This is a genomic window from Corynebacterium sp. ACRPQ, assembly GCF_022347225.1.
GTDB classification, from domain to species: domain Bacteria; phylum Actinomycetota; class Actinomycetes; order Mycobacteriales; family Mycobacteriaceae; genus Corynebacterium; species Corynebacterium tuberculostearicum_D.
The window spans coordinates 24,256-38,614 of the sequence record NZ_JAKRNF010000017.1 but is presented as its reverse complement, the minus strand read 5'-3'; the positions used below and the strand labels follow the sequence as shown (position 1 = coordinate 38,614).

12 protein-coding genes are annotated in these 14,359 nt (G+C 61.0%); 2 read left to right on the top strand and 10 right to left on the bottom strand.

The genetic code is table 11. From position 1 onward, the window contains the following. Positions 1-124 precede the first annotated feature (124 nt). The 9 genes from nadD to MHY24_RS09925 all read right to left on the bottom strand — a co-directional run bounded on the left by nadD (position 125) and on the right by MHY24_RS09925 (position 11,782). Positions 125-742 (bottom strand): nicotinate-nucleotide adenylyltransferase, encoded by a 618-nt coding sequence (gene nadD, locus MHY24_RS09965; RefSeq protein ID WP_204611183.1) that lies wholly within the window; start codon positions 740-742, stop codon positions 125-127. A gap of 23 nt (positions 743-765) precedes the next feature. After that, on the bottom strand, positions 766-2,034 hold the full coding sequence (locus MHY24_RS09960) for a glutamate-5-semialdehyde dehydrogenase (protein WP_239230327.1): 1,269 nt from the start codon (positions 2,032-2,034) through the stop codon (positions 766-768). 97 nt (positions 2,035-2,131) lie between these two features. Beyond that, positions 2,132-3,037: a D-isomer specific 2-hydroxyacid dehydrogenase family protein gene (locus MHY24_RS09955; protein WP_239230325.1), complete on the bottom strand. Its 906-nt coding sequence runs from the start codon at positions 3,035-3,037 to the stop codon at positions 2,132-2,134. After that, the gene (locus MHY24_RS09950; RefSeq protein WP_239230323.1) at positions 3,037-3,966 is read right to left on the bottom strand and encodes a D-isomer specific 2-hydroxyacid dehydrogenase family protein; all 930 of its coding nucleotides are present in this window, start codon (positions 3,964-3,966) and stop codon (positions 3,037-3,039) included. The genes MHY24_RS09955 and MHY24_RS09950 overlap by 1 nt, the downstream gene beginning before the upstream one ends. A 33-nt stretch (positions 3,967-3,999) precedes the next feature. After that, on the bottom strand, positions 4,000-5,232 hold the full coding sequence (proB, locus tag MHY24_RS09945; RefSeq protein WP_239230321.1) for a glutamate 5-kinase: 1,233 nt from the start codon (positions 5,230-5,232) through the stop codon (positions 4,000-4,002). A gap of 60 nt (positions 5,233-5,292) precedes the next feature. Beyond that, positions 5,293-6,825, bottom strand: coding sequence for a GTPase ObgE (gene obgE / locus MHY24_RS09940; protein WP_239230319.1), 1,533 nt, complete (start codon positions 6,823-6,825; stop codon positions 5,293-5,295). A gap of 237 nt (positions 6,826-7,062) precedes the next feature. Beyond that, positions 7,063-7,341, bottom strand: coding sequence for a 50S ribosomal protein L27 (gene rpmA / locus MHY24_RS09935; RefSeq protein WP_005324079.1), 279 nt, complete (start codon positions 7,339-7,341; stop codon positions 7,063-7,065). Positions 7,342-7,383: 42 nt separating this feature from the next. Next, positions 7,384-7,689 (bottom strand): 50S ribosomal protein L21, encoded by a 306-nt coding sequence (gene rplU / locus MHY24_RS09930; RefSeq protein ID WP_005324077.1) that lies wholly within the window; start codon positions 7,687-7,689, stop codon positions 7,384-7,386. Positions 7,690-7,915: 226 nt separating this feature from the next. Next, positions 7,916-11,782, bottom strand: a complete 3,867-nt coding sequence (locus MHY24_RS09925; protein ID WP_239230317.1) for a translation initiation factor IF-2 N-terminal domain-containing protein — start codon at positions 11,780-11,782, stop codon at positions 7,916-7,918. 203 nt (positions 11,783-11,985) lie between these two features. On the opposite strand from MHY24_RS09925, the gene MHY24_RS09920 reads away from it, so the two are divergent. Beyond that, on the top strand, positions 11,986-12,753 hold the full coding sequence (locus tag MHY24_RS09920) for a hypothetical protein (RefSeq protein ID WP_239230315.1): 768 nt from the start codon (positions 11,986-11,988) through the stop codon (positions 12,751-12,753). Here the strand turns inward: MHY24_RS09920 and arsB are convergent. Then, positions 12,750-13,814: an ACR3 family arsenite efflux transporter gene (gene arsB / locus MHY24_RS09915; protein WP_239230313.1), complete on the bottom strand. Its 1,065-nt coding sequence runs from the start codon at positions 13,812-13,814 to the stop codon at positions 12,750-12,752. The two genes, MHY24_RS09920 and arsB, sit on opposite strands and share 4 nt — an antisense overlap. A 108-nt stretch (positions 13,815-13,922) precedes the next feature. Between arsB and MHY24_RS09910 the strand changes: the two genes are divergently transcribed. Further along, a complete protein-coding gene (locus MHY24_RS09910) occupies positions 13,923-14,273 on the top strand; it encodes a metalloregulator ArsR/SmtB family transcription factor (protein WP_239192360.1) in 351 nt (116 codons plus the stop codon). Positions 14,274-14,359: the final 86 nt, after the last annotated feature.

Below are 14,359 nucleotides of genomic sequence, written 5' to 3'. Positions count from 1 at the left end.
GACAATGTGTAAAAATTCCCTTTTCGCGTCTGAGTATATTCGGTATGAACTATCTCTAGTGAGCATCTATTCTTGCACGTTTAGCAGGCCCGTGCCCAAAATCTGGGGAAGGCCGCGGAAGTTTCTATAGGGGCTTATCTGGGTTAGGCCCATAGAGATTGTTCTTGGTGATGTACTGCACCACCCCATCCGGAACGAGGTACCACACGGGTTGCCCCTGCCCGGCGCGTTCGCGGCACGCCGTGGAGGAAATGGCCATGGCGGGGATATCGATAAGATCGATAGCCTCCTGCGCATCGGCAGGTAGCATATCGGCGCTCAATTCATAGCCGGGGCGGGTCACGCCCACAAAGTGCGCCATCTCCAGCATCTCTTCCCAGTTATGCCAGCTCATGATGGAGGCCAGCGAATCGGCACCGGTAATGAAATAAAACTCCGCATCTGGGAAGAGTTCACGCAGGTCGCGCAGCGTATCGATTGTATAGGTGGGCCCCTCGCGGTCAATGTCTACGCGCGAGACGGTAAATCTCGGATTGGAGGCCGTGGCCACCATCGTCATCAAGTAGCGGTGCTCGGCCGCAGTGACGTCGCGGTGGGACTTTTGCCACGGCTGGCCGGTGGGAACAAAGATGACGGTATCGAGGGCAAAGCGGTGTGCGGCCTCACTGGCCGCTACCAAGTGGCCGTTGTGGATGGGATCAAAGGTGCCACCCATGATGCCGATGCGCTGTGGGCTAGTCATGGGTGGTGATTATAGCCGCACCACTAGGGGCGGGTCTGTCCGGTACCCTGCAGGATCCACTTAGAAGAGGTGAGCTCCGGCAGCGCCATCGGGCCGCGGGCGTGCAGCTTCTGGGTGGAAATGCCGATTTCGGCGCCCATGCCGTAGACCTCGCCATCGGTGAAAGCGGTAGAGGCGTTGAGCATGACCGCGGCGGCATCTACCTCGTTGCCGAACTTCACTAGGACGTCGGCATCCTGCGCGGCGATGGCCTCGGTGTGGCCAGTGGTGAACTCAGCGATGTGGGCAATGGCACCGTCGACGCCGTCGACCACCTTGGCGCAGATATCCATGGATAGCGACTCTTCGCGCCAGTCCTCATCGGTGGCCTGCACGGCATCCTTGACGCCGAAAGCCTCGAGCTCGGCGACGTCGCCGTGGATGGTCACGCCCGCCTCCTGCAGCGCGGTGATGATGCGGAGCTTGGCGGAGTCGTCCAAGGCGGCGTCGATAAGCACGCACTCCGTGGAGTTGCACACTGAGGTGCGGCGGGTCTTGCCGTTGATGACCATGTCGATGGCCTTGTTCAGGTCCGCAGAGGCGTCCACGTAAAAGTGGCAGTTGCCGGTGCCGGTCTCAATTGCTGGGACGGTGGCGCCGGTGACGACGGCCTCAATAAGCTTGGCGCCACCGCGCGGAATGACCAGGTCCACCAGGCCGCGAGCGGTGATGAGGTCCTGGACGGAGTCGTGGGTCTCGCACGGCAGAAGCTGCACGGCCTCGCGCGGGAGATCGAACTCGGCGAGGGTATCCTGCAAGATTTCTACCAGCTTGGCATTGGAGTTGCGGGCGGATTTGGAACCGCGCAGCAGCGGCACGTTGCCGGATTTGATGGCCAAGCCGAAGGCGTCCACGGTGACGTTCGGGCGGGCCTCATAAACCATGCCCATGACACCGAGCGGCACGCGCACCTGCTTCATGTGGATGCCGTTATCCATCGTGCGGCCCTGCAGGATCTCTCCTACCGGGTCCTGCAGGCCGGCTACCTGGCGCAGGCCCCCGGCAATGCCTTCGACGCGGGCGGCGTCAAGGGAGAGGCGGTCAATGAGGGACTCGGACATGCCGCGCTCGCGGCCGGTCTCGATGTCCTGCTTATTAGCGGCGAGGATACCTTCGGTGTGGGCGATAAGGTTTTCGGCTGCGCGCTGCAAGATTTCGTTCTTGCGCGGCGTGGACAGCTGCGCCACGACGGGCGCTACGTCCTTGGCAGCACGGGCTTTGGACAGAACTTCTTCGCGTTCAGTGTTGCTCATGTCATACCAGCCTAACGAAAGGCCACGCGCATTTCAGCGACCTCAGCCGCGGTGGGGTTGAGCTGGCCATCGTCAGCGCGGCTACCGGGGCTATCCATCAGTAGCCGGCTTCAGTATCTACTTCCGTAGGGATTGCCTCACCGGCGGCAAAGTGCTCCATGACCTTTGCTGCATGCGCACCGATGCGGCGCCGCACCGAATAAGGCGGATTGGCCAGGTGCGGGGTAATGACCACGTTGGGCATCTCCCATAGCGGGTGCCCATCGGGCAGCGGCTCGGGGTCGGTGACATCCAGGCCAGCGCCGGCGATGTGGCCGGCACGTAGGGCATTGACAAGCGCGTCGGTATCCACCAGCGGTCCACGGCCGACGTTGATAATCACAGCATGGCTGGGCATGGCGCGGAAAGCGGCGGCGTCGAATAGCTGGTGGGTCTGGTCCGTGAGCGGCGCAAGCGCCACAAAATAGTCGGCGGCCGGCCACACGCGCTCGATGTCGGCCGTGGCGAAGGTTTCATCGGCGCCCTCCACCGGATTGCCGGAGCGATTGACCGCAATGATGCGCGGGCCAAAGCCCTCTAGCATGCGGATAAGCCGCTTGCCGATGCCCCCGGCGCCCACCACCGCAACCGTCTTATCCTCAAAAAGGAAGCTGGTGTGCGCCTCCACCTCATCGCGATTATCCCAGCTAGTCCCCACGCGCTTATGCGCATGCAACTGGGCAAGCAGGAGTGCAATGGTGGATTCGGCCACGGTGGCGTCATATAGCCCTGCCGCGTTGGACCAGCGGGCGGAGGTATTTCGCATGACGTCGAGCAGGTGGTCCACACCAGCAAACGGGACTTGGACGAGGCCCACGCTTGGCGGCAGGGGCTGTGGGAAATCATCTGGACCGCCGTTGAAGATGAGCACCTCGGCCTCCTCCAGCGGGGCACGCTCGTGGCCGGCAGCATCGAGGGCCTGCAGGGTTTCCTCCCACGGGGTGGGTAGCATCGTGTACTTCATTAGTAGCCAGCCTCCGCATCGACGCGGGTGGGCATGGCCTCTCCCCTCTCCCACGCCGCGGCATTGGCGTTGAAGATAGCGCCCAGGTGGTACTGCGCCACCTGCGCGGAGGCGGCCATGTGCGGGGTCATGGTGCAATTGGGCAGGTCATAAAGCGGATGGCCATCGGGCAGCGGCTCGGGATCCATAACCTCCAAGCCGGCGCCGGCGATGTCGCCGCAGCGCAAGGCCTCCACAAGGTCATCAGTGACCACGGTGCTGCCGCGGCCGACGTTGATGAAGATGGAGGAGGGTTTCATGGCGCGGAAGGTGGCGGCATTGATAAGCCCCTCGGTGTCCTTGGTGGCCGGCAGGATGCAGAAAATGAAATCCGCCTCGCCCCACACGTGGTCGGCCTGCTCCATGGGCACGACCTCATCGGCGCCTTCCACCGCGCGGCCGGAACGATTGACTGCGGTAATGTGCACGCCAAAGGGCTTGAGGAGCTTGATGAGCTGCTTGCCGATGCCCCCAGCGCCAAAGATCGCTACCCTCTTCGGCCCTTGCTGGTCATAGAGCCAGGCCTGGGATTCATCCAGCTCCTTGGCCACCGACCAGGTAGCGGCTTGGGCGAAGGCCTTGTGGTGGTGCGCCTGGGAAAGGGCCAACCCGAGTGCGGACTCGGCCACAGGCTGGGCAAAGGCACCGGCGGAGTTGCACCATGGCACGCCGTCTGGGGTAATGACGCCTGCATCGATGAGCTGGTTGACGCCGGTATAACAATGCTGCACCCAGCCGATATTCGCCGGCATCTCCGGGATGCGGCGCGGGTTGGGCGCATTATTGATATAGACCTCGGCGTCCTCGATGCTGCTCACGCGTTGGTGCCCGGCAGCCTCGATGTCTTCTACCATCGGCTGCCAGGTTTCCGGTCCCATGAAATACTTCATGCCCCAACCATACGGGGAATCTCGGACTCGGGTTTAGATGCGGGAGGCGAAGTTGGACAGATAATCCGCGTGGACGACGGAACGGCGCTGCTCCTCGGGAAGCTCTTCCATCTTCTTGCCCTTGATGGCGTGGAGCTCCTCGGAGTCGAAGCGGACCTCGCCGCGGCCGATGACCTCACCGTTCGGGCCCAAGATGTCGATGATTTCGCCCTTGGTGAACTCGCCTTGCACATCGGTAATGCCGACGGCCAGCAAAGACGTTCCGCCCTTGGTCACGGCCTCCTTGGCGCCTTCATCGAGACGGACGGCTCCGCCGGTATCGGCGCAGTAGAGAGCCCAGAACTTCCAGGCGGACAGCTGGCGTTCCTCGCGGGTGTGGAAGACGGTGCCCACGGAGGCGTCGGCAAGCGCGGGACCAATATTGTCCGTGGAGGTCAGCAGCACTGGAATGCCGCCGCGGGTAGCCAGGCGGGCCGCGGAGACCTTGGTGGCCATGCCGCCGGTGCCGACCTTGCCGCCATCGCCAGCCACAACGCCCTTCAGATCCTTGCCGGTGCGCACCTCATCGATGAACTTGGCATCCGGCTCGGCCGGGTTCTTATCGTAAAGGCCATCCACGTCAGAGAAGAGGAAGAGCGCGTCAGCGCCCACCAGGTTGGCCACCAGCGCGGAAAGGCGGTCGTTATCGCCAAAGTGCATCTCGGACGTCGCCACCGCATCGTTCTCGTTCACGATCGGGATGGTGCGCAACTGGCGCAGGCGGTCGATGGTGCGCTGCGCATTGCGGGCACGGTCGCGGTGGCCGGTATCGGACGCGGTGAGGAGGACCTGGCCGATAGTGCGCTTATAACGCGCAAAGGACTGACCCCACACAGAGGCCAAGTGCACCTGGCCGACGGACGCGGAGGCCTGCTTGGTAGCCAAATCGGTGGGGCGCTGGTGCAGGCCGAGCGGGCCCATACCGGCGGCAACCGCACCGGAAGAGACAATAATGACATCGGAGCGGCCCATGCGCGCATGGACGGCATCGACGATGTGATCAATCTTTTCCTGGGAGACACGGAAGTTCTCATCCGTGAGAGAAGAGGAACCAATCTTTACCACGACGCGCTTAGCCTGAGCGATTTCGTGGCGGAGATCCGACTCAAACCCTGAAGCAGTGGGGTTTTCAACGCGAGGTTCCGGGAAAGGGGTATCAGCGGTAGGACCGGCAAAAGGTTCTACCGGAAGCGGAAGGATGGGTTCTTTCTGTTCATCAGAAGACATGCCAACCGAGTTTACAAAGCCCACCCTCCAGCACACCCCAAGAATAGGGGGATCTGGAAACTAGCCCTGCCACCTATCGCGGTTAGCGCCCTCGCGGGTGACCTCTTCATCGGTGCCGTAATCGTATTCATCGATAAGACCACGGCGCGCCTGAGAGGCGCGCTTGCGCTCCGCTGCAGAAGCACGGGCTGTTCCTTTAAGGCGAGCATCCTCACCGCGGCTCGCCATCGTCGGATCACCGCCGGTCATCGGCTCCCACTCAAAGGTAATGCCGCCGATAGTAACCGGGCAGCCTTCTACAGCACCCTGCTCGCGCAGCTCATCCTCCACACCGGCCTTGGCCAAGCGGTCCGCCAAGAAACCCACTGCCTCATCATTTTCAAAGTCAGTCTGGGTAATCCAGCGATCAATCTTCTTGCCCTCAACAATGAAGCCACCCTCGACATCCGGATCGGCCTTGACGGTGAAATCAGCAAACGCGCCGGTGTGCTTCTTATGGCCTTGGGCCTTGGGATGGATAACGGTGTGGTTTTTATCCTTCTTTGGCGACGGCTGGGCCTTACGGTGCTCAGTGACCATATCCATGAGCCGGAACTTCAGCGGATCCAGACCCTTGCGAGCGACGGCCGAAATAATAAAGACAGGCCAGCCAAACTTCTCTTCCAGATCATCCTTGACAAATTCCGCCAGCTCTTCGGCCTCAGGCACGTCTGCTTTATTCAAGATGATGACACGCGGGCGCTCACGCAGATCCCCTAAACCAGTATCTTCCTGCAAAGCCTCCTGGTACTTTGCCAACTCATTTTCCATCGCCTCAATATCAGAGACCGGATCACGGCCGGGCTCAATGGTGGCAGTATCTACCACATGGGCAAGCACCGCCGTACGTTCAATATGGCGCAAAAAATCTAGACCGAGACCCTTGCCATCGGCCGCGCCTGGGATAAGGCCCGGTACGTCCGCGATAGTAAAGGAGCTATCTCCCATATCCACCACGCCGAGGTTCGGCTGCAGCGTGGTAAAAGGATAATCACCGATCTTGGGCTTTGCGGCCGATAACACCGAGATGAGCGAGGACTTGCCTGCCGATGGAAAGCCCACCAGCCCTACATCCGCCATGGATTTCAGCTCAAGGATCAGGTCATGGGCTTGACCCGGTTCACCCTGTAGAGCAAAGCCTGGTGCCTTGCGGTTCTTGGAGGCCAATGCGGCATTGCCCAGACCGCCAAACCCGCCTTCTGCAGCCACAAACCGCGTTCCCGGAACAGTAAGGTCCGCCAAGGTTTCGCCCTTTTCGGTGCGGACCACCGTGCCAGCCGGGATCTCCAAAATCAGGTCTTCACCGCGAGCACCATTGCGCATATCGCCGGCGCCATTGCCGCCGCGCTGGGCCTTAATGTGCGGTCGGTAGTGAAAATCCATCAGGGTATGGATCTGCTCGGAGACCTCGAGGACAATATCGCCGCCGTGGCCGCCATTGCCGCCATCTGGGCCGCCTAAGGGCTTAAACTTCTCGCGGTGGACAGACACACAGCCGTGTCCACCGTCGCCTGCTTGCAGGTGCAGGACGACGCGGTCAATAAAACGTGCCATGGTCAAACCCTCCGTTTGTTAAATCTTTGTCCCCGCCAGTGTAATGCGTGTCTTGGGCTGGACTCCAACCGCAGCTGACAGAGACGGCCTACCTCGTGGGCCATCCCATCGGTTGTGTACGCTAGCGTGGTGTATCTATTACCCGGGTGGAGCCTCGTTTCGGTATCCACAAAACCAGAAAATCCTCGAGCCGCCCTCACTGGAGCAGACTCGAGGATTAACCTCATCGGCCTGAAGTTAGGCAGTCGCTTCTGCAGCAACCTCTTCAGCCGGAACGATGTTGACCATACGACGGCCACGCTTGATACCGAACTCAACGGAGCCAGCTGCAAGCGCGAACAGGGTATCGTCGCCGCCGCGGCCTACGTTCTCACCTGGGTGGAACTTGGTACCGCGCTGACGCACGATGATCTCGCCGGCATTAACCTGCTGACCACCGAAGCGCTTGACACCGAGACGCTTGGACTCGGAATCGCGACCGTTGCTGGAGCTGGAAGCACCCTTCTTGTGTGCCATGTGGTTTTCCCTCCTTTAGGGATAATTACAGCCGGTTAAGGCTTACTTGATACCGGTGATCTTCAAGGTGGTCACAGGCTGGCGGTGGCCCTGACGCTTCTTGTAACCAGTCTTGTTCTTGTACTTCAGGATATCGACCTTAGGGCCCTTACCCTGCTCTACGATTTCTGCGGAGACAGAAACCTTCTCCAAGTCGGAAGCCTTGGACTTAACATCGGCGCCATCGACGAGCAGAACCGGGGTGAGAGCTACGGCAGAGCCTGGCTCACCCTCGATCTTCTCGACCTTGACGAGGTCACCTTCAGCAACCTTGTACTGCTTGCCGCCGGTCTTGACGATCGCGTACATAGAGGGTTACCCCTTATCTAAACTCGCTCGGAAGCAACCGGGGAGGCCGCGTTCCGAATGGACACTTACACATTGCGTTTAGTTCCCGCGCGAACATGCCCGCACAGCTCACTAAGTGAGTGTCGGACTGATCCAGCGCCGTGAGTACTAAACAGCGACTGTCAAAGACTACCCCGTAGCGGGCACAAAATACAAACCACGCTTTTTGTGCCCGCGTGGCGTAGCCCTAAGACGTGCGTCGCCGTGCTACGCGGCGTCGGCCACGCCCAGACTTAGCGCGCGCGTTTCCCCGGTGTGCACCGCTCGCGGAAGCCTGCTTTTGAGCGGCGTTATCCTGCGCCTTTGGTGCCTTGGCGCTTGCCGACGTCCCCTTCTTGCGCACCGCCCTCTTCTTTCCACGGCGCAGCACCTTGGTATCGCCCGTGGTCGCCCGCTGGCCAGCACCGGTACGATCCGGCGAGCCATCCTGCTGCGTCGAACGGTCTCGGGCGGTCTTCGCTACCTTCGGATTCTCTGCTACCGCCTTTTTAGGAGCGGCCTGGCGCACGGCACGGCGACGCCCACGGCCCTTGCCACCGGCGCGCCCCGCGCGTGCGGCGCCAGCTGCCTTTTCATGGCGCTGCTCGGCGGACCCGCCCGCCTGCTTGTGTTCGTGCTCCTGCGCCTTTTCCTTGACCTCGTGCGGCACGCGCGAGGTAGTCCGACGCTTGGCCTGCTGGGTGCGTACCGAACGACGGCGGCCACGCCCGCGAGCCTTGCGCTCTTCGCGCGAGGCCTGCTGCCCGTGCTGGGCTTCAGCTCCGCTAGCGTTACCGTCGGTATCGGCAGAGTCGTGGTCACCAGAGACCGCGAAATCCTGCGGCTGCGGGCGCCTATCGGAGCGCGAATTGCCGCGGGTGCGGCGCTTGCGGCGCGGGGAAGCCTCAAACTCGGCTACTGCCTCGTCATAGGTCTTTCCAGTCGCCTTCTGTGGAGCGGCTTCCTTTTCCGGTGCCTTCTGCTCGCCGCCTGCAACCGTGTGCGTGGCCTTAGACCGGCGCGTCGCCCGGCGCGGCTTCTTGCCACGCTTGGAGCCTGCTCCAGCACCAGGGTGTGCCTGAGCAACGGCACCCGAGTCCGCGTCCGTATCCGCATCGGGGACGTAGGAATTAAATTCCTCCACCTCATCGCTCTCGGCAGCATTATCCGCCGCGGCATACGCGATGGCCTCGATATCGGAAACCTCAGTCTGAGTGCGCTTGCGCGCGCGGCGGCGACCGCGTCCACGTCCGCGCTCCTTGCTGCGGTCGTGGTCTCCGCTGTGCTCCTCCGATCCAGCGTGGGACTGAGCCGGACCACGCTCATCCACAACGACGTTTGCTACCAGGTCTTCCAACGACGTCTTCGCAGATTCTCGCGCGGCCTCTTCGCTCTCGGTACCGTAGACCGGCGCCTGGGTTTTCTTAAAGCGCTTAGGCTTGGAGGAGCTCTCGGGGGCGTCGTCAAGCTCGTGCTTATGCATCGCCACCGCAGTCGGGTGCTGCTGCGGATCGTGGTGCTGCTTCTTGTGTGCCTTGGACTTGCGGCCAGAATGCTTGGAGCGCTGATCGTCCTCGGCCTCGTCCACCGGATACTGGTGAATGATGATGCCACGGCCGTTGCAGCACTCGCACTCGGTAGAGAAGGTCTCCACCAAGCCGGTGCCCAGGCGCTTACGGGTCATCTGCACCAAGCCCAGCGAGGTAACCTCGGATACTTGGTGGCGGGTGCGATCGCGGCCCAAGGCTTCCTTCAGGCGGCGCAGCACCAGATCCTGGTTTTCTGGCAGGACCATATCGATAAAGTCCACGACGATCATGCCGCCGAGATCGCGCAGGCGCATCTGGCGCACGATTTCTTCGGCCGCCTCGAGGTTATTGCGGGTAACGGTTTCTTCCAGATTGCCGCCGGAACCGGTGAACTTGCCGGTATTGACATCGATGACGGTCATGGCCTCGGTGCGGTCGATGACCAACGTGCCGCCGGAAGGCAACCATACCTTGCGCGAGAGCGCCTTATGCAGCTGCTCATCAATGCGGTAAGCCTCGAAGGCATCCTGCCCGCCGTGGTCCTTGGCGCGGTAGCGCACCACACGGTCCGCAAGGTCCGGCGCCATGGAATCTACATAGGCGCGGACGGTATTGAAGGAACGCTTGCCATCGACGATGAGCTCGGTGAAGTCCTCGTTGAAGAGATCGCGCACCACCTTGATGAGCATATTGGGCTCTTCATACATGGTCACCGGCTTAGCGCCCTTGGAGGACTTTTCCTTCTTAGCGTGTGCCACGATGTCCTCCCACCGGCTGTGCAGGCGGTTGACGTCGGTGGCGATTGCCTCTTCTGGGACGTTTTCGGCGGCGGTGCGGATAATCGCGCCGCCATCGCCTGGAACCACGCGGCCGAGGATATCCTTTAAGCGCTTGCGCTCCGGAGCGGGCAGCTTGCGGGAAATGCCGGCGCTGCGCCCACCTGGTACGTAGACCAGGTAGCGACCAGCAAGGGAAATCTGGGTGGTAAGCCGCGCGCCCTTGTGACCGATGGGATCCTTGGCCACCTGCACCAGCACCTGGTCACCAGACTTCAGGGCGTTTTCTACCTTGCGGGCGCGCCCGTGCAGCTTGGTCTTGCGCCAGTCGATTTCACCGGCGTAGAGCACGCCGTTTCGGCCCTGTCCAATGTCCACGAAAGTCGCCTCCATGGACGGCAGCACGTTTTGGACGCGGCCCAAGTAGATATTGCCAATGAGCGAGGCCTGGGATTCGGTGGTCACGAAGTGCTCGACCAACAGGTCATCCTCTAACACGCCCACCTGGGTGATAATGCCGGCGCCGTCCTCGCGCTCCTTATCGCGCACCACCATGGTGCGCTCCACAGCTTCGCGGCGGGCAAGGAACTCCGCTTGGGAGACGATGTGCTGGCGGGTGCGGCCCTTTTCGCGCAGCTCGGCACGGCGGCGCTTCTGAGCCTCGATGCGCGTGGAGCCGCGGATGGCTTTCGGCTCTTCAATGTGCTCGGGCTCGTCTGCCTGCTCTTCACGCTTCGCACCGGCGCCGCGTCCGCGGGATGCGCCGCGGCGCCCGCGGCGGCGGCCCTCAGGCTTTCCGGAACCGCGGTCGGAGCCGGAGTGCTCGCGGCTTTCTGCGGCGGAGTCTGCAGCATCCTCGTTGTCGTCGCTTGCGGAGTCGTCGGCTGAGGAGTCCTCCTCCGCTGCATCTAGAGCCGGTGCGAATGCCGCAGCCTCGTCCAGCTGCGGGGCCATGAAGATGGGCGCAAAGTCATAGTGCCCGGAGTCTTCCTCGGATTCGGCCCGTGGGACGATGTGCGGCGCGTAGTAGTCATCCTCGAAGTCCTCGCCGGCTTCTGCCAGCGCCTCGTGCAGCTTTGCCGCATCAACCGTTCCGGTATCAAAGCCGCTCGCAGATGCTTTTTCGGCCTCCTCCGTGGCTTCTGCTGCTTCGGGTACTTCTGCTTCAGCGTGCTCGGAGTCCTCGGTGGCTGCGCCAGTTTCGGCCGCAGCCTGAGCAAGCGATGCCTCTACCTTGTCTTCGATCTGGGAGATTTCATTATCCACGTTCTTGCGCACGCGGTGGCGCAGGGGTTCTTCGTCTTCCGTGGACTGCCCCCCTTCCTCTGACTCGGCGGTATCTGCCGGCTCTTCGGGCGCTGGTGCGGCGGACTTACGGGTGGCCTTGCGGGCGCGCTTGGCGCGCTTCTTCGCTGGCTTCTTTTCCGGTTTCTCGTCCGGGTTTTCTTCCGGTTGCGCAGCAGGCTTGTCCTCGGGATCTTCAGCCGACGCTTCAGTGGTATCGCCCGCGGGGGCGTCGGCAACCGCAGCGGCATTCGCCACAGCATCGAGCACCTGGCCTGCTTCCTCGCGGGAAAGGGAGCTTTGCGCGCTCTTTTTCAAGCCCATGTCTTTAAGCTGTGCCACCAACTCGCGCGAGGAAAGCCCCAGCTGCTTGGCTAGGGAATACACGCGGGTCTTGTCCTTGAGTTGGCTGCGCTCCAGGTTCTGGGCCAAAAGCGCCGCTGCCTTGAGGCTTTCAGTTGTTTCTTGAGAGTTCTGTGCCACCATGTTCGGGCTTACTCCTGTATATCGTCTCTATGGGGCGCGGCCTCGGGCGCAGGCACGGCCGAAGACCGTACCGCCGCCGCACGAGGCATAGTGCGCGCTAAAAAAGTTTGTGGGATATGAAGTTATGCCGCGTCTCGTACGCGCTATCCCCCATTGTGTCACAGAACCGCGGGCAAGCTGGCAGGCGGTGTTATGTTGGCGGGGTGGCAGAACTAGCACGAATCCCCGCGCGCGAACTCGCGCAGTACCGACAGCGCAATGAAGTCCCGGTGCGCTCCGCACTTTACTTTGGCGTACCGGCCGGCTTTGCCATTGGCTTCGCCAACACAGGCGTGGACTATATGTTGATGGGAGCCGGTGTTTTTGCCGTCTTTGCGGTGCTGGGGTTGGTGCACCTCATCCGCAATTACCCGCGCGGCATCAACGCTGCGCAAGAGGAATTCCGCGATGGCGACTATCCCACGATTGCTTATATCGCACCGTTTATCCCGATCGCTGCGCCATTGGTCATGGCGCCACTGAGCGCAGCCGGCCTGCTCCCAGAGGTAGAGCTGGCCCCGCCCGTTGCCGGGATGCTGTCCGGCGCGTGGTGGGCCTTTGGCTTGCCGTTGGGCATCTGGAGCATGTTTTCCCAGTCCTTCCGGATCGGCCGGCGCCGCATTAACAAGATCCTGGAAAAAGACCCGCTCGACGGGGTTACGGAGGCTCGCTTGGAGCTTGCCGACGCCCACTCGGACATCCTCACCGCCCTCGTCGCCGCCGGCGCGGTGCAGGGAAACACGATTAATTCCACTGCCCTCTCGAAGTTCATGAAGGTAGACCTCGACCCACTATCCGAGCACCTCGATGCTTTGGCAAAGGCGGACCTGGTGAAGCTAAGCCGCATGGGCCTGCGCACCGCGCCCGCAAAGTGGACCATCACCATCACGCCGACTGGGGTTCGCTGCCTATATCAGGTGGGCCGGCGTTAACTTGGCAAGCTTTTGTCTCCTGAGAAGAGCTTCGGGCCTATCCAGAGCATTATATAAACGAGGCCCACGAGCACTGGGATTTCAATCAGTGGCCCGATGGTGCCGGCGAGGGCCTGTGCTGACGCGGCGCCAAAGGTGCCGATGGAAACTGCAATGGCTAGCTCGAAGTTATTTCCGGCTGCGGTAAAAGCCACGGAAGCAGACTGTGCGTAGTTCATTCCCCCGGCTTTTGCTACGCCCAAGGCAAGGAAAAACATTCCAACGAAGTAAATAACCAGTGGAATCGCCACTCTAACCACCGCAGTAGGCTGCGCTACCAACTGTTCTCCCTGCAGGGAGAACAGCAACACAATGGTATAGAGCAAGCCGATCATCGCCAAGGGAGAAACTACCGGAAGGAAGCGGTTTTCAAACCATTCGCGGCCTTTGACTTTCTCACCCCAGACCCGTGAGAGCACTCCAAGCAGCAGGGGGACTCCCAAAAATACGAGAACCGCGGTGACGATAGACCAGAAAGAGAAATCAGCAGAGGTGGTATCTAGCCCCAACCACCCTGGCAAAATCTGCAAATAGAACCATCCCAGCACACCGAACATGGCTACCTGGAATACAGAGTTTATGGCGACAAGAACGGCGGTGGCCTCCCGATCGGCGCAGGAGAGATCGGACCATACTAGGACCATTGCGATACAACGGGCTAGCCCAACGATAATCAGGCCGGTTCGCAGCTCTGGCTGATCGGCAAGAAATATCCACGCCAGGGTGAACATCACTGCAGGCCCCACCAACCAGTTCAACACAATCGATACCACCATCAACCGGCCATCGGCAGCAATATCTCGGGTCTTTTCATAGCGGACTTTAGCCAGGGGCGGATACATCATAACTAGCAGGCCCAGCGCGATTGGAAGAGAAATACCGCCAACCTCTAGAGCAGACAGTGCTTCTCCAATGCCTGGCAGGAAGTGGCCTATCAATAGCCCCACAGCCATGGCCATGATGATCCAAACGGGAAGGAATCTATCGAGAAATGACAACTTTGGGCGTTGCGTAACGGCCATGGCTCTCCTTGTGCGACGAGTAATTCAACTTTCGAGCAGTACTTTAGTCACCCATATTGATACTCGTCAATATAACGGAGTGGGAGGCAGACTCCTTATACTGTGTACATGGACTCCTCCCCTAGCAATGCCGATAACACCCCGGATGCACAGTGCTGTTCCCTGAGCAGTGGCCCGCTCAGCCAGGGCGACTCCCTCCGCTTTTCCCAGCAATTTAAGGTACTTGCCGACCCAGCCCGCCTGCGCCTGCTATCCGTATTGTGCGACGAGGGCTGCGGCCCAATGAGTGTTACGGAGTTAACCGCGCTTTCCGGCCTTAGCCAACCGACGGTTTCTCATCACCTCGGCAAGTTGAGGGAATCCGGTCTTTTAATCAAGCAACAATCGGGCCGTACCGTTACCCATCGAGTGCAAAAGGAAGCCTTCCGCACACTGCGCCAGTTACTCTCCTTCGATTAGGAGAACTCCAGTCCTAGTCTGCGAAGTAAATGACTTCGCGTGCTATATCCTCAGCAATGATCTGCCGCGTTAAGCACCTTCAGCCC

Coding starts and splice junctions, on each gene's coding strand:
- rpmA (WP_005324079.1), bottom strand. CDS start 7,341: ATGGCACACAAGAAGGGTGCTTCCAGCTCCAGCAACGGTCGCGATTCC.
- rplU (WP_005324077.1), bottom strand. CDS start 7,689: ATGTACGCGATCGTCAAGACCGGCGGCAAGCAGTACAAGGTTGCTGAA.
- MHY24_RS09955 (WP_239230325.1), bottom strand. CDS start 3,037: ATGAAGTACACGATGCTACCCACCCCGTGGGAGGAAACCCTGCAGGCC.
- nadD (WP_204611183.1), bottom strand. CDS start 742: ATGACTAGCCCACAGCGCATCGGCATCATGGGTGGCACCTTTGATCCC.
- obgE (WP_239230319.1), bottom strand. CDS start 6,825: ATGGCACGTTTTATTGACCGCGTCGTCCTGCACCTGCAAGCAGGCGAC.
- MHY24_RS09925 (WP_239230317.1), bottom strand. CDS start 11,782: ATGGTGGCACAGAACTCTCAAGAAACAACTGAAAGCCTCAAGGCAGCG.
- MHY24_RS09960 (WP_239230327.1), bottom strand. CDS start 2,034: ATGAGCAACACTGAACGCGAAGAAGTTCTGTCCAAAGCCCGTGCTGCC.
- proB (WP_239230321.1), bottom strand. CDS start 5,232: ATGTCTTCTGATGAACAGAAAGAACCCATCCTTCCGCTTCCGGTAGAA.
- MHY24_RS09910 (WP_239192360.1), top strand. CDS start 13,923: ATGGACTCCTCCCCTAGCAATGCCGATAACACCCCGGATGCACAGTGC.
- MHY24_RS09950 (WP_239230323.1), bottom strand. CDS start 3,966: ATGAAGTATTTCATGGGACCGGAAACCTGGCAGCCGATGGTAGAAGAC.
- arsB (WP_239230313.1), bottom strand. CDS start 13,814: ATGGCCGTTACGCAACGCCCAAAGTTGTCATTTCTCGATAGATTCCTT.